This is a genomic window from Clostridium kluyveri DSM 555, assembly GCF_000016505.1.
GTDB classification, from domain to species: Bacteria; Bacillota; Clostridia; order Clostridiales; family Clostridiaceae; genus Clostridium_B; species Clostridium_B kluyveri.
On the sequence record NC_009706.1, the window covers coordinates 725905 to 747296 of the forward strand.

At 30.2% G+C, this 21392-nt stretch carries 17 protein-coding genes; 12 read left to right on the top strand and 5 right to left on the bottom strand.

The genetic code is table 11. The annotated features are described in order from the left end of the window. Positions 1 to 36 precede the first annotated feature (36 nt). The gene (locus CKL_RS03615) at positions 37 to 2046 is read right to left on the bottom strand and encodes a methyl-accepting chemotaxis protein (RefSeq protein ID WP_011989303.1); all 2010 of its coding nucleotides are present in this window, start codon (positions 2044 to 2046) and stop codon (positions 37 to 39) included. Positions 2047 to 2495: 449 nt separating this feature from the next. Here CKL_RS03615 and CKL_RS03620 point away from each other — a divergent pair, with 449 nt between their 5' ends. The 3 genes from CKL_RS03620 (at position 2496) to CKL_RS03625 (ending at position 5549) form a co-directional block, all read left to right on the top strand. After that, positions 2496 to 3641, top strand: coding sequence for an iron-containing alcohol dehydrogenase (locus tag CKL_RS03620; RefSeq protein WP_011989304.1), 1146 nt, complete (start codon positions 2496 to 2498; stop codon positions 3639 to 3641). Positions 3642 to 3669: 28 nt separating this feature from the next. Beyond that, complete coding sequence (locus CKL_RS20595; RefSeq protein WP_011989305.1) at positions 3670 to 3813, top strand: hypothetical protein; 144 nt, start codon at positions 3670 to 3672, stop codon at positions 3811 to 3813. A gap of 80 nt (positions 3814 to 3893) precedes the next feature. Beyond that, a complete protein-coding gene (locus tag CKL_RS03625) occupies positions 3894 to 5549 on the top strand; it encodes a M20/M25/M40 family metallo-hydrolase (protein WP_011989306.1) in 1656 nt (551 codons plus the stop codon). Between the two features lie 126 nt (positions 5550 to 5675). Here the strand turns inward: CKL_RS03625 and CKL_RS03630 are convergent, their stop codons facing one another. Beyond that, positions 5676 to 7064 carry an APC family permease gene (locus CKL_RS03630; protein WP_011989307.1) on the bottom strand — a complete coding sequence of 463 codons (1389 nt, stop codon included), beginning with the start codon at positions 7062 to 7064 and terminating at the stop codon, positions 5676 to 5678. A 307-nt stretch (positions 7065 to 7371) separates the two neighbouring features. Between CKL_RS03630 and CKL_RS03635 the strand changes: the two genes are divergently transcribed. The 4 genes from CKL_RS03635 to CKL_RS03650 all read left to right on the top strand — a co-directional run bounded on the left by CKL_RS03635 (position 7372) and on the right by CKL_RS03650 (position 11602). Beyond that, on the top strand, positions 7372 to 8034 hold the full coding sequence (locus CKL_RS03635; protein WP_011989308.1) for an MgtC/SapB family protein: 663 nt from the start codon (positions 7372 to 7374) through the stop codon (positions 8032 to 8034). A 26-nt stretch (positions 8035 to 8060) separates the two neighbouring features. Then, entirely contained in the window at positions 8061 to 8558 is a 498-nt protein-coding gene (locus CKL_RS03640; protein ID WP_011989309.1) for a flavodoxin family protein, read from the top strand. Between the two features lie 212 nt (positions 8559 to 8770). Next, positions 8771 to 9016 carry a hypothetical protein gene (locus CKL_RS03645; RefSeq protein WP_011989310.1) on the top strand — a complete coding sequence of 82 codons (246 nt, stop codon included), beginning with the start codon at positions 8771 to 8773 and terminating at the stop codon, positions 9014 to 9016. Positions 9017 to 9598: 582 nt separating this feature from the next. Continuing rightward, entirely contained in the window at positions 9599 to 11602 is a 2004-nt protein-coding gene (locus tag CKL_RS03650) for an oxidoreductase (protein ID WP_011989311.1), read from the top strand. Positions 11603 to 11926: 324 nt separating this feature from the next. Here the strand turns inward: CKL_RS03650 and CKL_RS03655 are convergent, their stop codons facing one another. Then, positions 11927 to 12592 (bottom strand): CPBP family intramembrane glutamic endopeptidase, encoded by a 666-nt coding sequence (locus CKL_RS03655; RefSeq protein ID WP_011989312.1) that lies wholly within the window; start codon positions 12590 to 12592, stop codon positions 11927 to 11929. A 190-nt stretch (positions 12593 to 12782) separates the two neighbouring features. After that, entirely contained in the window at positions 12783 to 13169 is a 387-nt protein-coding gene (locus CKL_RS03660) for a DUF1523 family protein (RefSeq protein WP_011989313.1), read from the bottom strand. A gap of 311 nt (positions 13170 to 13480) precedes the next feature. Here CKL_RS03660 and CKL_RS03665 point away from each other — a divergent pair, with 311 nt between their 5' ends. From CKL_RS03665 to nadC, 5 genes are all read left to right on the top strand, one after another. Beyond that, entirely contained in the window at positions 13481 to 15526 is a 2046-nt protein-coding gene (locus CKL_RS03665; protein ID WP_011989314.1) for an oxidoreductase, read from the top strand. Positions 15527 to 15604: 78 nt separating this feature from the next. After that, the gene (locus CKL_RS03670) at positions 15605 to 16417 is read left to right on the top strand and encodes a putative ABC transporter permease (protein ID WP_011989315.1); all 813 of its coding nucleotides are present in this window, start codon (positions 15605 to 15607) and stop codon (positions 16415 to 16417) included. A 465-nt stretch (positions 16418 to 16882) separates the two neighbouring features. Next, entirely contained in the window at positions 16883 to 17794 is a 912-nt protein-coding gene (nadA, locus tag CKL_RS03675; RefSeq protein ID WP_011989316.1) for a quinolinate synthase NadA, read from the top strand. 28 nt (positions 17795 to 17822) lie between these two features. Then, entirely contained in the window at positions 17823 to 19412 is a 1590-nt protein-coding gene (gene nadB, locus CKL_RS03680) for an L-aspartate oxidase (RefSeq protein ID WP_011989317.1), read from the top strand. Between the two features lie 11 nt (positions 19413 to 19423). Next, a complete protein-coding gene (nadC, locus tag CKL_RS03685) occupies positions 19424 to 20254 on the top strand; it encodes a carboxylating nicotinate-nucleotide diphosphorylase (protein ID WP_011989318.1) in 831 nt (276 codons plus the stop codon). Between the two features lie 60 nt (positions 20255 to 20314). Here the strand turns inward: nadC and CKL_RS03690 are convergent, their stop codons facing one another. Next, a complete protein-coding gene (locus CKL_RS03690) occupies positions 20315 to 21373 on the bottom strand; it encodes an HD-GYP domain-containing protein (RefSeq protein WP_011989319.1) in 1059 nt (352 codons plus the stop codon). Positions 21374 to 21392: the final 19 nt, after the last annotated feature.

Consider the following 21392-nt stretch of genomic DNA (forward strand, 5'->3'; position numbering starts at 1 on the left):
TGTGTTTTGATAAATATAATAATATACTTTAAATTATTAAGAAATTTTAAATCTATGAACTAAGCTATTTAATTCAGTCACAATAGACTTAAGCTTTTGAGTACTGGTATTTATTACTTCAAAGGATATCTCCTGCTCTTTGATTGAAGCAGAAACTTCTTCAGATGCTGCAGCGGATTCCTGTGATATAGCAGATATATTTTCAATTGAGGTTATGACGCTGTTTTTATCTTTATTTATTTCTGTAATTTCACTGTTCAGTTCAGTTATTATAGATATCATGTTGTTTATAGATGTACTCATAGTTTCAAAATACTTTTCTGACTGAACCATGGAAGTATTGGCAGTTTTACTCATTTCCTGTGTTTTATCCATATTGGCTTTGGTATTGTTAATTTGAATTTGGATCTCATTTACCATATCACTTATTTCCTGGGTTGAATTGGAGGTCTGTTCTGCCAATTTTCTGATTTCCTCTGCAACAACAGCAAATCCTTTTCCAGATGCTCCAGCACTGGCTGCTTCAATAGCTGCGTTTAATGCAAGTAGATTGGTCTGTTTTGCTATGGATTCTATAGTCTGTACTATGTTTCCGATTGAATCTGATTTATCCGATAAAATTGATATATTTTCTGAAACTTTTTTTGCAGCATTACTTCTTTCATCAAGCTTTGAATAAAGTTCTCGTACTGCAGAGGACACATCCTTGTTGATTTTTTCTGTGGTTTTGGAGTACTCAATGACTTCTGCAGAATTTTTTGTAACCTTATCTATTTTATTTGATAAAATATTTAATTTTTCAAGACCTAGAGATACTTCTTGTGCCTGGTCTGTAGAACCTTTTGCCACTGCTTCCATTGAATTAGTAATTTCTTTTATTGTTTTAAATGTTTTATTTATGGAGGAAGATACATTTTCCGACTGACTGTGAACTTCATCAGAATTATTCTTTAAAGATATAATTATATTTTTAAGTTGTTCTCTTAATTTTCTTATAGAGATTCCTATTGTACCAACTTCATCTTTATATTTTAAGACATAATTATAATCAATACTGCTAGGAGATAAATCCAGATCTTTGGTCTTATTTACTATTTTTGATAATTCTATTAAAGGCTTTGTTATCTTATTTCCAAAAGCTAAGGAAAATATTATGGATATAATTACAAAAATTAAAGTTATTGCTATATATGCATATATTAAGTTATTTAAAGGTTTCTTAAATTCAACAGTTGGAATGGCAAAGCCTACTGTCCATTTTGAGGATGATACTTCAGCTGAGGCGAAATATCTTTTTGCTTTATCGTAGTCTGTTAAAACTATTCCCGTACTTACTTTACTGTTATTAAGTATTTGTTTATAATTGCCTTCCATAACGTTATTGATATTTTTTAGTTCTTTTTCAGTAGGTTTAAATGATTTATTAGGATGTACTATAATATTATTTTCATCATCAAACAAATAGGCATAGCTGTTGTTTACGGGCTTAGCTTTTTCAATAATTTTTGTAACCGTATCTATATATATATCAGTTCCCACCACTCCAACAACTTGTCCATCCAGGGATAAGGGTTTTCCAATAGTTATTATCATTTTCTTGGTTATTGCATCAAGATAAGGAGCGGAATAAGTTAATTTGTTATTTTTTATAGTTTTTTTATACCAGTCTCTTACTGTACAGTCATATCCTTCGGGGGGTATCCAGCCTGAACCATCCCAAAAATCTTTATTTGAAAAACCTATATATACATCTGTAACGTATGAATTAGTTTTAGCTTTGTGGGTCATATATGATATTATATCTTCCCTGTTGAAGTTTGGGTTAGTTTCTAAATCATCTGCAATATCCTCTAAAAATTTCCCCTGCACACTTAACCAGCTATTTATGATTTCAGAGTATTTTTGGGATGTAATAAGTGTTTTATCTGTAATTTGTTTATTTAAAGCATTATATGATATAGCATAGGATATAATTATAGAGAAAAATAAAACTATAATACAGGTACCGCATATGGCCGCTGCGAATTTTGATTTTAAACTTTTCATGTGTAAGCCTCCCCATTTATTTTTAGTCTGTCAAGTTATTCAAGTATTTTGGGCCCAATGTATTTGTATTTGTATACAACAATTAAAAATAAAATAACTTAATTATTTATTAAAATTAATAGATAATTAAGAAATTATTGCTAATATATTAGCATATAGCATATAAAATTACAATAATATTTATAAATAAATATTATTTTTATTGAATTATAAATGTTTCTAACATGTTATGAAGGATTTTGTCTATATTTCTTTGAATATTAATTTATAATACAAATAAAATATAAAAATTTGCTTTATTTTTTTAAAGTATTCCTATATAATCTATTCTAATATTAAGAGTTTATTATAATAACTAAGTATATAATTTTAAATTACTAAAATATATAAATTAAAGTTAGTAGATAAAGAATTTAGTATAGTTTACTTTAGAAAGGTGGATAAATAAAATGAAACAATTAGTATTTCATGGTACTTCTATTATTATAGGAAAAGGGTCTTTGGAGTATATAAAGAACATGGAATTTAAGAAGGCCTTTATTATAACGGGTGGACAGTCTATGATTAAAAGTGGAGTTATCTCTATGGTGAAGGATATGATAGAGAAAGCAAATAGAGAGGTTTTTATATACAGTGGCATTACTGAGAATCCGGATACGGAGGTAGTATTAAATGGTCTTGAAAGGGTAAAAGAATTTAAACCGGATATTATAATATCTATAGGTGGAGGATCTTCTATAGATGCTGCAAAAATTATAACGTTATTTTATGAATATGAGGATATAAATTTTAGTAATGTGTTAAAAAAGAAACTGCCTGAATATAGAAGCAAGGTTAAATTTATAGCTGTACCTTCTACTTCTGGTACGGGTACAGAAGTTACAAAAGTATCTGTTATTACATTTAAAGAAAAAAATTTAAAAATAGGCATAAAATGTGGAGCACTAATACCAGATGTGGCTATACTGGATCCGAATTTAACAATGACTATGCCGCATAATATAGTAGCTGAAACGGGAATGGATGCTTTGACTCATGCTCTGGAATGTTATACAAACAATGCTCTGGATGACTTTACTGAAGTTATGGCGAAAGGTGCTGTAGAGGGGCTCTTTAAATATTTACCATATTCTTATAAAAATAAAGATATAGTAAGCAGAGAAAAAGTTCACAATTTTCAGTGTATGGCAGGCTGTGCTTTTTCCAATGTGGGATTAGGAATGGTACATGGAATTTCTCATGCTTTTGGCGGCAGGTATAATATGGCTCATGGTCTTGCTAATGCTATTGTTTTACCTTACGTACTACAGTATAATTCGAAAGATAAATTAGTAGCGGAAAAATTAAGGTATCTTTCAAAGATAATTGATAGAGAAGATATAATAGAGGCAGTGAAAGAACTTAAGAGAGAATTACATATACCACTGTCCTTTAAGGAAGCAGGTATACTGGAGGAAAATTTTAGAAAGGATTTTCAGCTTTTAATTGATAATAGTTTGTTAGGCTCAACAAGAGTAAATCCTGTTTCAGTAACTAGAGAACATATGGGGTACATTATAAGTAGTGTGTATGAAGGAAAAGATGTGGATATATAGAGAGGTTGGGTTATTTAAGGAGGCCAAAATGAATATATTGCCTAAGATAGGGGATAAGATTTCTTTGACACAAAAAGCTTCATATAATAGAAGTGGCATATTACAAATGTTAGTAAAAGAATGCTGGAGTAAATACTATAATAAAATTTTAAAAGTTCATTTGGATCTTTAAATTAGCCCTATATTTAAAAGAAAATTTGTTTAAAGATGTGTATATAAATACAAATGTTTTAAAAGTAAGGAGGTTTTTAATTGGAGGATTTATTTGAGGAAATAGAAAAGTTAACTTTGGAATTGATTAATATACCAAGTATTAATAATTCCATAGGAGAAAGAAATATATGTAATAGAATAAGCGAGTATATAAACAATATGGAATATTTTAAAGAACATAAAGAATATACTTTTCAAGTTTCTCTTAATCAAGATGCGTATAAAAGAGTTAATGTTTTTGCGTTATTAAGAGGAGAAGGAGGCTCTTCAAATAAAACTGTAATTTTACATGGGCATGTAGATACTGTAGGCATAGAAAATTTTGGAGGACTGGCAGAATATGCTTTTGACAGTAAAAGTCTGAATGAAAAATTGAAGGAACTAGATTTACCAAAAGAAATAAAAAATGATTTACATAGCGGAGATTGGACATTTGGCAGGGGAGCTGCAGATATGAAAAGTGGAGTGGCTGTTCATCTTGTGATTCTTAAAGAGCTGAGCAAAAATATTAAGAATTTTAGTGGGAATATTTTGTTCATGGCAAATCCTGTAGAGGAAAATCAACATACGGGCATTATAGAATCTTTGGATACTTTGAATTATTTAAAAGAAAAATACGGTTTGGAATATAATTTGGCTATAAACAATGACTATATTTGTCCTTTATATCCAGGGGACAATACCAGGTATGTTTATGCTGGTGCAGTGGGTAAACTTCTTCCATGCTTTTATATTGTGGGAAAAGAAACTCATGTAGGACAATATTTCGAAGGACTAAATTCTAATTTGATAGGGGCAGAATTAATAAAAAATATAGATTTAAATACAGAGTTGTGTGATGAATATAGAGGAGAGTATACTCTTCCACCTTCCGTTTTAAAATATAAAGATTTAAAAGAAAGATATGATGTACAGACTCCTTTTACTACATTTATTTATTTTAATTATTTTGTACACAACTCTTCTGTGAATAAAGTAATAAATAATTTAAAAAACATAGCAGAAAAATCCTTTGGTGAAATTATTTCTAAGGTTAATACAGAATATGAAAAGTTTTGCAAATTAACAAAGGAAAAATATAGTCCTTTACCGTGGAAAAGTAATGTAATTACTTATAAAGAATTATATGGGAAAGTAAAAAGTAGGCATGGATGTAAAGTAGATGAGGAAATAAGCAATTTAACTAAAACTTTAACCAAAAAGGGTATTGATAGAAGGGAAATTTGTCTTAATATAGTAGAGAAACTTTGGAAGCTAAGCAGTAATAGAGAGCCTTCCATTGTAATATTTTTCGCTCCACCCTATTGTCCACATAATACCTTGAAAATTAAAGATAAGAATGAACGTAATGTTATAAAAAAGATAGAGGAATGTATAGATAAAATCTCCAAGGAAAGTAGTGAAGAATTCAAAATGCTGCAGTTTTTTCCCAGTTTATCAGATAGCAGTTACTTAAAGATAGATGATGATCTTAATTCTTTGAAAAATTTAATGGACAATTTCCCCAATTGGGAGGAAATGTATAACATACCTGTAGATAAAATAAAGAAATTGAATATACCCTCGGTTAATTATGGATGTTATGGTAAAGATGCACATAAATGGACGGAAAGAGTATATAAACCTTATTCTTTTAATATATTACCTAAATTAATATTGACTACGGTTTATAAATTTTTATATGAAACGAGATAGTCTAGTCCTATTTAAAGGCAGGACTAGACCATTTTGTTTTTTATTAAGATTTTAAATCTGTGAACTAAATTATTTAATAAAGTTGAGGTTACAACGCCATTTTTATCTTTATTTATTTCTGCAATTTCACTGTCCATTATTTTCATTTTGAACTGTACTATGAGTTCTTCCGTAGATAAAATAGACTATAAGTCCCAGACACAACCAGATGAGGAAGCCAATCCAGGTTATTTTTCGCATTGATATTAAAAGTAGCAAGCAGCATAATACTGTTATTATAGGTGTAAATGGTACACCTGGACATTTGAATTTTCTTTCAATATCTGGCATGGATTTTCTTAAATAGATAACTCCCATAGATACAATTATAAAGCTTAATAAAGTTCCTATACTTAAAAATTCAACTATTATTCTAAGTGGTAATATACCTGCTATAATAGAAGCTATAATCCCTGTTATTATAGTTGCTTTAACTGGAGTATTATGAACTTTGTTGATTTTAGAAAAAATTTTAGGCATCAATCCATCTCTTGACATAACCATGAATATTCTAACCTGTCCATAAAGCATTGTAAGCATTACAGAAACCATTCCTACAATAGCACCAACTCCAACTAATGCTGAACCCCAGTTAATTCCTATCCTTCCAAGGGCATCAGGTACTGCATTATCTGAAACTATTTCTTTATAAGGAACTATTCCTGTAAGAACTACAGCTACCAGAACATAAAGTATACAAACTACTATAAGACATAATATTATTCCTCTGGATACATCCTTTTTAGGATCTACTGCTTCTTCTGCAGATGTGGAAATGGCATCAAATCCTATAAAAGAGAAGAACACCATACTTGCACCGGTGAAAACTCCTTTCCAGCCATAAGGCATAAAAGGTTTATAGTTAGACACATTTATATGCGATGCTCCTAAAAAAATGAATAAAAGAATTATAAGTATTTTTATTCCTACAATAATATTATTTATCTTGGAGCTTTGCTGCATGCCATAACAAAGAAGTGCTGTTAAAATTAATATTATGGCAACTGCAGGTACGTCGATTATTCCACCGTTACTTGGTGACGCAGCTATGGCTTTAGGAAGCGTAATTCCTGCAGAGGTTAGAACTCCTCTAAAGGTTCCTGACCATCCTGAGGCTACTGCGCTGACTGCAACTAGATATTCTGCAGTTAAACACCAACCTATTATCATAGCAGTAAATTCTCCAAAAGCAATATAAGCATAAGAATATGTACTTCCCGCTACAGGAAACATAGTGGCAAGTTCACAATAACATAGTCCGCATAGACAAGCCACTATTCCAGATAATATAAATGAGAGTATAATTCCAGGTCCTGCAGAGTGTGCTCCCTCGCCTGTGGCAACGAATATACCTACACCTACTACAGCCCCTATGCCTAATGCAGCTATATCTTTTGCTCTGAGATTTTTTTGTAAGTTTGTCTTTTTAACACTATCTCTTAATTGATCTAGAGACTTTTTTTTAAAAAGATCCATAAAAGAAGTCCTCCCTTTAGTCTTTAGTGATCCATAATTTTAATGTCAGTAAAAACTAGTATATTTTATTTTGTACATTTCATAATTATATAATATTTTTTCAAAAAATGAAATATATCATGTATCATAATATTTTATTGATGGTTTTTTTCATACAATTATTAAAATATTGCAAGGAAGGGAAGTAGACATGAAATTCTGATTTTAAACAGGAATGTATATATTCAAGTTATTTCCATAAATATATATATTTTAGCGAAAATATATATTATAATAAAATCTATAATATTATGATAGGAGGATAACTATGGATCAGTGGGAAATGATGTTCAAATTGATACTTTCTGGAGTACTTGGAGCTTTAATTGGATTTGAAAGAAGAAGTCGTTTTAAGCAGGCAGGCCTCAGAACTCACTTTGTTGTAGCTGTGGGAAGTGCACTCATTATGCTGGTATCTAAATATGGCTTTCAGGATTTTTTAGAAATCCCTTCTGTTTCTATTGATCCGAGTAGAATAGCGGCCCAGGTGGTAAGTGGAGTTGGTTTTCTTGGAGCTGGTACCATAATTGTGGAACATCAATTTGTAAGAGGACTGACTACTGCTGCGGGACTATGGGCTACTGCTGGAATTGGCATAGCCATTGGAGCGGGTATGTATATACCTGGTATAGGGGCTACTATATTTATAGTAATAGGACTTGAAATATTTAATAGAGTACAAAAAAATTCTGCTCATTGTTTAGGCAAAGTAGTCTTATCTCTAGATGGAATTGATCCGGTACTTGATATATTGAAAAATTCTAAAGTAAGAATATCTAACATTCAAGTTAATAGACATTACAATAAAAATAATAAGGACTCTGAAGCTAAAATCATGTTTAGAATGTATAGTGTAAATCAAAGTCAAAGGAAAGATATTATGGTAAATATTTTGAGAATACCTTATGTGAAAAATGTAAATATAGAATAAAATTTAAAGTATGAGGTGATATGTTTATGGAAAGTAAAATTTTAGTTGTATACTATTCTCTTGAAGGAAATACAAAACTGATAGCTGAGACTATTTCAGAAAAATTGTCATCAGATATTTTAGAGATAAAGCCTAAAAAGGATATAGATTCCCACAGCAAGATGAAGTATTTAATAGGAGGAAAACAGTCTGTAATTAAAGAGAAACCGGAACTTATACCCTATGATATAAATGTTGAAAATTATGATATTTTATTTATAGGAACTCCGGTTTGGGCATGGACTTTTGCTCCTGCTGTAAGAAGTTTTCTTGAGAGCACAAATTTAAAGAATAAAAAGATAGCATTATTTAGTTGTAATGGAGGAGCTAATGGAAAAACTTTTGAAAATATGAAAGATAAACTTCAGGGAAATGAATTTTTAGGGCAAATTGAATTTAAAGATCCTCTTAAAAATGATAGAGAAGAAAATGTAGAAAAGGCTAGAAAATGGGCTTATGATATTTGTAAATTAAATATAAAGTAAGTTATGCTGCTCATGGATTTGTATAATCTATGAGTATTTTTATTTAAATTGTAACAATATTATAAGAGTTATCTTAAACATAATGAATATGTTTTTGATATTTTATTGACATTTGCTTATTAAAAGTATTATTTTATTAATAAAATAATACTAAAAATACCACTTAGCTATTTTGCCGTAAAATCTTATGTAAAAGAGAAGTGTATTTAGTTATGAAAAAGAACATAAGTGAAAATACCAGATTATTTGAATATAACTACTTACCTTTACAGCTAGGATTTGAGATTAAGTGTGAAAACTATATGGAGGTGAAATTAGATAAAAATGATGTATTGAATAAAACTATATCTGTATTTTATCAATTCAAAGTTACTGAAAGTGTGGAGAATTTTATCCTGGTAATTCCCGATGGATGTGTTGACATTATATTTTACTGCAGCTCAGATAATTCCTTTTGAAATATTTGTGGTAGTGTTATTAAAAGTAAAAAAATACCGCTAATATGTGAATGTGAATATTTTGGAATTAGATTTTTCACAGGAGAAGCTATTAGGGTTTTAAAATGTTCAATTAAAGAATTTATTGATAATGAAATACCTTTAATTGACATAGTTAAAAAGGATTTATTAGTGAAAAAATATCTAAAACACAGATTTTTATGATAGAATAACTGTCTTTTCTAATTTTTGATAATATGAAATGTTAATGAGGTAATTGATAATAGGTCAGTTGAATTTTTAAGTCGGGAAAATTATTTAGACTATTACAAATATAAAATATATTTGTAATATATTTTATATCTTAAATAATCAGAAAAATAATTGACATATGTGACTATGCGTTATATAATAAAGTTAAAACTTAGGATAAGATTTCCATAGAGGATTTTTATTAATAATATAAGTAGTTTTACAAATAATATACTGGAGTATATTTAAGCTAAAGAGAGGGAAAATATTGATAATCCTTAGACACAGGTAAACTAACAGCTGTAAAGCTTTACGATTGTTTAAAATCAAGATATACAGGAGGTAGTTATTATGAAAAACAAATCTTTATTTGAACCTATTAAAATAGGTAATATGGAAGTAAAAAACAAAATAGCAATGGCCCCTATGGGCGCTTTTGGACTTGTAGATAATGAATGTTGTTTCAATCAAAGGGCTGTTGATTATTATGTGGAAAGAGCTAAGGGCGGTACAGGACTTATTATAACTAGTGTAGTAAAAGTAGAAAATGAATTGGATAAGGTTTTAACAGGAGTACTGCCCATTACTTCAATAAATCCTGCAAAATTTATTATGACATCTTCAGAAATGACAGAGAGAGTTCATGCTTATGGTTCAAAAATATTTCTACAATTGTCAATGGGATTTGGGAGAAGTGGTGCCCCGGGGGGACTTCTAACCTCACAACCTGTTTCGGCATCAGCTGTTCCGAATTACTGGGATCCAACTGTTACCTGTAGGGAACTTACAACCTCAGAGGTAGAATGGATAGTTGAAAAGTTTGCAGAGGGTGCTAAGATTGCCCACAAGGCAGGATTCGATGGTGTTGAAATACATGCAGTACATGAAGGATACTTACTTGATCAATTTACATTGTCAATATTTAATAGAAGAACAGATAAATATGGGGGAGATTTAAGGGGAAGACTTCAACTTCCTATAGAAATAGTTGAGGCAATAAAGACTGAAGTAGGAAGTAATTTTCCTGTAGGATTGAGATATAGTGTGAAAAGCTGCATAAAAGACTGGGGACAGGGAGGACTTGCAGAGGAAGACTATGTAGAAAAGGGCCGTGATTTAGAAGAAGGCCTTGAAGCGGCAAAAATTCTTGAAGCAGCAGGATATGATGCATTTAATGCGGATTTAGGAACTTACGATGCCTGGTATTGGGCACATCCACCTCTGTATCAAAAAGATGGATTATATCTTCCATATACTAAAGAACTTAAAAAAGTTGTGAAAATACCTGTTATGGTTGCAGGAAAAATGGGTATGCCTGATGTTGCAGAAGGAGCTCTTGAGGATGAAGCTGCAGATATGGTTACGCTTGGAAGACCACTTTTATGTGATGCCTATTGGCCTAAGAAGGTTTTTACAGGGCAAATTGATAGAATAAGACCTTGTATTGGATGCCATACTGGATGTATGGGAAGAGGATTTGAAGGAAGGCCACTAAGTTGTACAGTAAATCCTGCAGCGGGAAGAGAGAGATACTATGAAGTGAAGCCAGCAGCTGCACCTAAAAAAGTTATGATTGTAGGTGGAGGAGTGGCAGGAATGGAAGCAGCTAGAATAACAGCTATGAGAGGTCATAAAGTTTCTATGTATGAAGGCACAAAGGAACTTGGAGGGCAGGTTATTCCGGCTTCAGTTCCTGATTTCAAAATAGATGACAGAAGATTGCTTGATTGGTACAGGAATGAAATGAAAGAACTTAAAGTTAAATTGGTTTTAGATACAAATGTAACAGAAGAAGTTGTAGAAAAGGAAAAACCAGATGTAGTCATCATAGCCACAGGTGCTAAAGAAATCAAATTGAATTTGCCTGGGATAGAAAAGGATAAGGTTGCAACGGTAATTGAGGTTTTAAAAGGTAGTAAACAAGTAGGAGAAAATGTACTTATGGTAGGCGGCGGACTAGCAGGATGTGAAACGGCCCTTTATCTTGCAAAACAGGGTAAAAAGGTTACAATTATCGAGGCAAGAGATACCATATTAAATGCCGGCAAACCAGTTCCTCATATGAATAAGATTATGCTTATTGATCTCCTTAAAAATAGTGGAGTAAATATTATTACAGAAACTTCTTTACTTGAGGTAACTGATAGAGGAGCTATTTTAATTGATAATAAATTTAAAAAGCAAAATATAGATGCAGATACCGTTGTAATTGCTGTTGGATTTAAAGCGGATAGGGAACTGTATAATAAACTGAGAGATAAGGTAGCAGATTTATATCTTGTAGGTGATGCAAATGAGAGTGCAAATATAATGAATGCAATCTGGAGTGCCAATGAAATTGCTCTTAACTGTTAAGGAAAATGAATACTTACTTAAAAAAGAAGTCTATATAAAAATATTATAATTGTATGTTCAAAAGCACAAAATAATCCTATTTTTTCAATTAAGTTATATTAAAATTATAAAATTAATAAAAATATATTGATTTTTTATTAAAATAGTAATATAGTATATGTAAGAGATGGTTTTAAATAAACCCATAAAAATATAAATCTCCTATAAATGATATATGATGTGTATTTAGGTATTAAATGATTTAGACAAGAAAAAAGATGCCCATATAGGCGTCTTTTTTCTATGAATTATCTAATAGGAAATAGTATGTGATAAAAAAGTAAGCTATGATATTTGTGTTAATATCATACTTAAATCCCATAAACTATGTATTACAATCGGGCATATTAAGGAATCAGTTTCTTCAAAAAAATACCCAAAAATTAATGATAAAATTCCTACTTGTACAAAGTATAATGGATCTATATTATGATTATTTATAGATATAGGTATATGTATCATTGCAAACATTAAACTAGTTATTATATTTGAACCAATGAATCCCACATATAATTTGAATTTTTGCATGATATATCCTCTGAAGGCTATTTCTTCAATGATACCTACTACCAGAAATGTATTTATAAAATCTGAGTAGGTAATATGTATGTTGAAATTTTTTGTCTTTACGATATTTATAACTAAGAATGCAATACCTAATAATAGTCCAAAAGATATTCCTTTCATTATATTGGAATTTAATTTTAAGAATGAAATTGGATTAAGTTTTTGCAATTTTAAAATAACATATACAGGAACTATCCAAATAACTCCTTTTAAAATTGCCTCGCATAATGCATAGGAAAGGGAGGTGTTAGGTAAAGTTTTTTCTAATGCAGGCGATAATATTAATCTTGATATACTCCAAAAGACTAAGAGAAATAAAAAATATGCGCCCACATATATTAATTCTTGTTTTGTGGTTTTACGGTTTCTGTTCAATTCAATCATCCCTACTCTCTTCAATTTATTTATAAAGTGATTCTTAGGTTCAGATAGAATAAATTTATAATATCAAAAAGTAAACAATAGTTCAACATTATTATACATGGGATATGATTTTAAAGTATGTGGGGAAAAGTCATTAGATAAGTAATTTTAATGGAAAAAGACACTATATTTAGTGCCCTTTTTCAAGAATTCATTTTGTCTGTTTAGCTGTTATAATATTTTCATAAGATGCTAAAGGAATTATTCTAAATCCATAAGTTTTAATTTCATATTTTCTTCTTATCATAAGTCCCCTGTACAGATCTTCAGAATTAAATTTAAATTCTAGTATGCTGTTATCATTTTTAAAGGCCTTGATAGTGCCATCTTCCATTTGAGTATATATAATATACCGTATATCTTTATTATTCTGACTTTTTATTTGTTTACTTGCAATGGTTACTACATAAGTATTTCTAAAAAAATGTGGAAGAATGGTTATTGCAAACCATATTACAATGACTATAATTATTATTGTAATTATTTTAGTTCTTAAGTGTCTATTGGATTGAAACTTATAAAAATTATTTTTTCTCATAAAATCCTCTCAATAAATACGTGCTTTTTTATTAATATTCTTGTTTTAACTAAAATAGTCTTTTATTCCTTCAAATTTAAGTATAGACAAATAATCTTTACCATGGCAAAAATCATAGATTTAATAGGAGAATTTAGCGTGATATAGTTTGAAGAGAATAAGTTCATTGTGGAGTTAACTATATAATAGATTTTTAATAATTGTTTATATAAGGTGTATATATAGACAGAAGCCTGACAAAATAGTAAAATATAATTAGTTAGAATATTTTTTAAAATTGAATTACTTAATCTAATGAAGGAGATAATTTTATGGATGATCTTTATATGAATAAAATTCAAGACATGGTAAAAAATATAATGAAAGATATGAAAAATTCTGAGGAACAAAGTATATATAAAAACTTATTTTCCAAAGGTAAAATTGGAGGTTTAGAATTAAAAAATAGAATAGTAATGACACCTATGGAAAATTGCCTAAATAATAAGGATGCTACTGTATCAGATGAGATGATTGCCTTTTATGTTGAAAGGGCAAAAGGTGGCATTGGACTTATAATCACAGAGGTAACAAGGGTAAATGATGAAAATGGAGTAGCTGACAGACAGCAATTATCTGCTGCTCATGATAAATATATACCTGGACTTAAAAAGCTGGCTGATGCTGTACATGAAAATGGAGGCAAAATATTTATTCAGCTTCACCATCCGGGAAGACAGGGTTTTTGTGAGGTAAACGGTAACAAGCCAATGATGGCACCAAGTAGAACTCAATGTAATGTGGTACACCAGGAAACAAGGGAAATGACTACAAAAGAAGCAGAAGGATTAGTACAGGATTTCATAAATGCCGCCTGTAGAGTTAGGGCAGCGGGTATTGATGGGGTTGAAATACACGGTGCTCATGGATATTTGATCAATCAATTTTTAAGTCCTTATACAAATAAAAGAACTGATAAATACGGTGGAAGCTTTGAAAATAGAATGAGATTTATTGAAGAAATAGTTATAGGAATAAGAGAAAAATGTGGACAAGATTATCCGGTTATAGCAAGGCTGTCCGTAGATGAATTTTTAAGAACTAATGGTGTTGAAGATGGAATACTTTTGAAAGATGGAATTAAAATTGCAAAACATCTAGAGAAAATAGGGGTTGATGCAATAGATGTAAGTGCAGGTATTTATGAAACCATGAATGTATCCTGGGAACCTATATCTTTTTCTCAAGGGTGGAAGCTGTACCTTGCAGAAGAAATAAAGAAATCAATTAATATTCCTGTAATATCAGCAGCAGTGATTAGAGAAGCAGCTTATGCAGATAAAATAATAGGAGAAGGCCGTACAGATTTTGTGGGTTCTGCAAGACTTCATTTTGCAGACCCTGAATGGTCTAATAAAGCAAGAGAAAACCGTGCTTATGAATCCAGGTTATGTATATCCTGCCTTCACTGTATAGAAACCTTGTTTAGTGGAGTAGCTACAGGTAATCCTGTAGAGTGTAGTATAAATATTCAGGCAGGAAAAGAATTTGAGTATTGTAATATGAAAAAAAATGGAGATGGAAGAGTGGTAGTAATATTGGGAGCAGGTCCTTCGGGACTTGAAGCCGCAAGGGTACTTGCCATGAGAAAATTCAAACCTATAATATTTGAGAAATCAGATAGGATAGGTGGTCAACTTAATCTGGCAAATAAACCTCCTAAGAAAGAAAAAATATCATGGCTTATAAATTATTTGCAATTACAAGTCCATAAGTTGGGAGTGGAAATAAGGCTTAATAAAATACCTACCATTGATGAAATTAAGAAACTAAGTCCTTATGCTGTATTTGTGGCAGAAGGCTCAAGTCCTATAATTCCTGAGTCCATAAATGGTATTCATGGAAAAAATGTATTCACTATTGTGGATGTATTATCAGGGAAAACAGAAATTTATAATAAAAAAGTAGCAGTAATAGGTTCAGGAATGACAGGACTTGAAACTGCAGAATTTTTAGCATCAAAGAATAATGATGTAACTGTATTTGAGATGGGAGATAACATAGGTGAGGGCGTATTTTTTCAAAATTTAACAGATGTTCAGGGAAGGTTAAAAAAACACAATGTAGAAATGATTACAAATCATAAATTAATCAGCATAAGAAATAATACAGTGATATTTGAAATACTTCCTCATGGAGAAATAAAAGAATATGATTTTGATTATATAATCATATCATTAGGGACAAGTCCAAACAAAGAGCTTATAGATGAAATAAAGTCAAACTTTTATACAGTAAGGGTAATAGGAGATGCTGAAAAGCCTGGAAGAATACGAAATGCAATGGAAACTGGATTTGAAAGTGCGTATAATCTATAAAAATTAATCTAAAATATACTATAGATAATATTAATTTTACTATAGTATATTTTAGTATTGTATATTTAAGGAGTATTTATGCGTGATTTAACGATTTTAGGATTTTTATTCTATGATATAGTACTTTATATTGCCATATATGGATTTTTAGGATGGTGCCTTGAAGTTGTTTATGCAGCAGTTAATACGGGAAGATTTATAAATAGAGGATTTCTTAATGGCCCTGTGTGTCCTATATATGGTTTTGGAGCTGTTATAATTATAATTTGTCTTGCTCCTTTTAAAAATAATTTATTTTTGTTATTTATAGGTTCTGTTTTTATAACTTCCCTGCTTGAATATATAACTGGGCTTATACTTGAGAAAGTGTTTTATAATAAATGGTGGGATTATTCACATATGCCTTTTAATATCAAAGGATATATATGTTTGAAATTTTCACTTGCTTGGGGTATTGCTTGTATTTTTCTCGTTAGAATTGTTCATCCTGTTATTTCAGGTATAATTAATTTAATTCCATATATTTTAGTGCAAATTTGTGCTGTAATTATTATAATTTTATTTATTATTGATTTAATAGCTTCTATTAAGACTATATTGAAACTTAATATAACATTACAAAAGATTCAAGAAATAGGAATTAAAATAAGAGAAAAGTCAGATGAATTAGGTGAAGATATATTAGAAGAAGCTCTTGAATTTAAAAAGAAATATGAAAATTTTTCTAAAGAAACAATTGAACTTAAAAGAAGGTATATAAATCTTATAAAGAAAAATAGATTTTATACGAGACTTATTAAAGCATTTCCCCATGTTAAATCTAACAAGTATTTTGATTCCCTTGAAATTTTAAAAAAAAATGTAATATATAAGGGGAGAAATAGAAAATAGTTACTTGAGCTTTCTACAAAATCACTTAGGAATAGACTCAATTTTAAAGTTCATGGAAAATGTTGCAAAAGTATGGTATAATTTTAATACAATACCTAATCCCAAAATTATTGTATATATTAAAAATAAGTACCTTTATTTAGGTGCTTGTTTTTTGTTCAAAAATTAGTTTTTATGGATAATATGGATAAATTGTTTATAACTTATTCAATTAAATTTAATAAATCTGACGGTATACTCGATTTATGATTAGACCAAGAATAAATTTTCCGTATACATATTAGAATACAAGGGATAATAATATTATCATTCTTATGTTTATCGTATGTATTGTTAAAAAAGAAAAAATAGTATATACTGATGTATATACAGTAGAACGGTAAATCTTATAATTAAAATATTTAATTATTTTAAGAGTTAGCTACTTAGTTATATGTATAAAATATGGATTCAGAGGTGTAAACAATGGATGATTTATTTTTGGTAAATGAAATAAACAGACTAAAAATAGAAAGGGATGCCTGTATATTGGCACATAATTATCAACTGCCAGAAGTTCAAGATATAGCAGACATTGTAGGAGATTCTCTTGCACTCAGCAGGGCAGCGGCAGAAACTACTAACAAGGTTATAGTTTTTTGTGGGGTAAAATTCATGGCAGAAAGTGCTAAAATTTTATCACCAGATAAAACGGTTTTAATTCCGTCAAAATATGCAGGATGTCCTTTGGCAGATTCTATAACCAAAGAGCAGCTGGAAATGGAAAAGAAAAAACATCCAGAAGCCGAAGTTATATGTTATGTAAATTCTTCTGCAGAAGTTAAGGCTGTAAGCGATGTAAGCTGTACTTCTTCAAATGCAGTGAAAGTAGTGCAGAATTCAAAATCCAATAAAATATTATTTGTACCAGATGAAAATTTGGCAGGATATGTAGCAGAACAGATTCCTGACAAGGAAATCATACCTTGGGCAGGGCATTGCATTACTCATGCAAGGATAACTGTAGATGATGTTATCAAGGCACAAGAGGAACATCCAGAGGCTGAAATGCTGGTACATCCAGAGGTTTCGGAGGAAATAAGGGAAAATGCAGATTTTGTGGGAAGTACTTCCGCTATAATCAATTATGCCAAAAATTCTGATAGCAAAGAATTTATCATAGGTACTGAGATAGGGGTACTGCACAAGATGAAAAAGGATAGTCCTGAAAAACAATTTTATTTACTTAGTCCAAGACTTGTATGTGAAAATATGAAAATGACAAGACTTGTGGACGTATATAATTCTTTGATGAATATGCAGTATGAAGTTTTTGTTCCAGAAAATGTAAGAATAAAGGCTCTAGGTTCTCTTGAAAAGATGATAAGTATTGAATAAATTTATATTAATAAGGTAGGGATATAAATTGAGAAGATATCTAGTTGATTATAATGAAAGTTTTGTTATTGACCAAAATTTTGATGTGGCTATAATTGGAGCAGGAATAGCAGGATTATATACCGCATTGATGCTGCCAAAGGATTTGAAAATAGTAATTTTGAGTAAGAAAGATATAGAGGATTGTGATTCCTATTTGGCTCAAGGAGGAATTGCTGCCAGTATAAAAAATGACAATAGGGAGCTTCATGTAAAAGATACCATAAATGCAGGGTGTTATGTAAATGATTTAGATGCGGTTAATGTGCTTATAAATGAGTCGCAGGAAGCAATTGATAGTCTAGTGGAATTGGGAGTGGATTTTGACAGAGATTCTCTAGGCAATTTTTACAGATCTTTAGAAGGAAATCATTCCATGCCAAGAATACTTCATGTACATGGAGATTCTACAGGAAAAGGAATAATGGATATACTTATAAAAAATGTTAAAGAGGCTTCCAATATAACTGTTATAACTGATATTTTTGCTATGGATGTGGTTGATAGTGAAAAGATATATAAAGGTATAACTGCCTACCATAATGACAAGTTTTTTTATTTTAATACTAAATTTTGTGTAGTGGCGTCAGGAGGAATTGGACAATTATTTTCAAAGACTACAAATGTAGATATACTTACAGGGGATGGCATTGCTATGGCACTTAGAGCAGGCGTAAATTTGGACAATATGGAGTATATACAGTTTCATCCAACAGCTTTCTATTCTAAAGATGTGAAAGATAAGTTGTTCTTAATATCAGAAGCAGTAAGAGGAGAAGGAGCTGTACTTAGAAATATAAACGAGGAAAGATTTATGGGCGAATATGATAATAGAATGGAGCTAGCACCTAGAGATATTGTAGCAAGAGCTATTAAGGATCAAATGGATAAAACTAAAACTGATTATGTTTATTTGGATGTAACCATGTATGATAAGAATTTCTTAAAACGTAGATTTAATACCATTTATTCTGAGTGTAAAAGTCAAGGAATTGAAATGAATAAGGACTATATTCCTGTGACTCCTGCAGCACACTATTTTATGGGAGGAATAAAAGTAGATTTATATGGAAGAACTAATATTGAAAATTTTTATGCAGTAGGAGAATGTGCCTGTACAGGAGTACATGGGGCTAATCGTCTGGCAAGCAATTCTCTCATGGAAGCATTGGTTTTTGGAAAAAGGGCTGCAGTAGATATATCTTGTAGAATGAAACAAAAAAAGTATTTAGACTATGAGGATATGAATAAAATAGGTATAAAAACTTTATTTAATGGATTTAAAACTGAACATATGAAAATTGATTTTTCTGTATTAAAGGAAAATCTAAAAAATTTCATGGAAGATACGGCGGGCATAGTTAGAAGTGTAGATAAACTTAAGAAAGTATTAGATTATATAAATAATGTTTTATATGAAATTGAGAATTGTAATTTTAGTGACATATATTCCATGGAAGTTTATAATATGTATCAGGTATCAGGTGCTATTGTCACATCAATTTTAGATAGTAAGGCTTCTATAGGAAGTAATTATGTGGAAGAATATTCTGAACGTAGTTTAGTACGTCAAATTTGAGGTGATATGATTTGAATTATTTAATAATTGATGAACTGATCAAAAATGGTCTTATAGAAGATATAAATTATGGAGATGTTACTACAGATAATTTATTTCATGGACAAGAGATTTCAAAAGGGAAGTTTATTGCGAAAGAGCATGGAATTATAGCTGGTATAGAGGTGGCTGAGAGAGTATTTCAAATTTTAGATAGCAGTATAGTATTTAAAAAATATCTAAAAGATGGACATGAGGTAAAAAGGGGAGATACTATAGCTTATATAGAAGGTAGTTCTAATAGTATATTAAAAGGGGAAAGAGTTGCTTTAAATATATTGCAGAGAATGTGCGGTATTGCTACTAAGACTTTTAAAATAGTTCAACTGGTGAAAGATTATGATGTTAAAATAGTGGATACAAGAAAAACTCTTCCTGGATTCAGAATTTTAGATAAGTATTCTGTAAGAATGGGAGGAGGATACAATCACAGACTGAATTTATCGGATTTTGTAATGATTAAAGATAATCATATAAAGGCAGTAGGTTCTATAAAAGAAGCAGTAGAAAGAATAAAAAGTAAAATCCCCTTTACTACTAAAATCGAAGTGGAAGTAGAAAATTTTTACCAGCTTAAAGAAGCCCTTGATGCAAAGGTGGATGTAATTATGCTGGACAATATGGATGTAGAACACATGAAAAAGGCAGTAGAATTCGTAGATAAAAGGGTTTTTTTAGAGGCTTCGGGAAATGTGAATGAGAATAATGTGGCAGATATTGCGTCTACTGGAGTAGATATAATATCTATGGGGAGTCTTACTCATTCTGTAAAGGCCTTGGATATAAGTTTGAAATTTCAATAAGTTATATTATGTAGAAGTATAGAGTTAAAGATAAATAAATTTATTCTTTAACTCTATTTATTATGTGATAAGTTTTGTAACATACAGATCCTTTTCTTTTTTCAAGTCCAAAAACCCATTTTCCCCCAGTAAGAGAGGCTTTGTCAAATCGTTTATATGAACTTGGATAACTTTGAAAGAGTGTTTATTATTTAACATAACATTTTCACCCATAAAGTAAGTTATTACATGATTTAAAAACATACTGCAATATGCATGATCAAATTTTTGGAAACTTTCTTCCTGAATTACCTTTAATGCATCAAAGGGGCCATTGATCTTTTTAGAATAGGTATTGGAATTTACTCTATCAAACAAATCTGCGATAGCTATTATCTTAGCGAACTTGTGAATTTTATCACCTTTAATACCCAGTGGATATCCTGAACCATCTATTCTTTCGTGGTGCATTAGTATACCTCTTGATACAGAACTGTCTAAATAAGGTATTTCCTTGACAAAATTATAACCTATTACAGGGTGAGTTTTAAAGATTTCATACTCTGTAGAGGTAAGCTTGGTTTTTTTTAGAAGTATTTTTTTATCCAGTTTCATTTTGCCAAAATCATGCAGTACTGCAGAATAGGTTAATAAGTTTATTTCCCTTTCATTAAGTCCAACCCATTTACCCAGTATAAAGCTTATAGCTGCCACATTTACACTATGTCTATAAATATTGTTCTTTCCGCTACCATAGAAGATTATGTTTCTGATAACGATACCTGTTGAGTTAAATTCCTCTTGTATTTTTTTTGAAAAAGTTCTTATTTCATCTATTTCGCTAACTTTTAAGTGAGATATTTTATCAAATATATCCTCTAAATTAGAAGAAAATTCATTAAAGGTATTTTCAACTTCTTCTACAGTTTTTGTTTTAAAGGTTAAAGGTTCAATAGAGTCACCTTCTAAGTACACTTCTACTTTATCTATCATATAATTGCGTTTTAGTTGGGTTAAGGAGGATTCCGTAATAGCAATATCCTTGCCCAGAAGAACCTTATTTTCAAAAACAACGTCATTTGCCAATATCATTCCTGGTTTTAATTCACTAACTTGTAATAATTTTTTCTTCCATAACACGTGTTTCACCTCATTACAA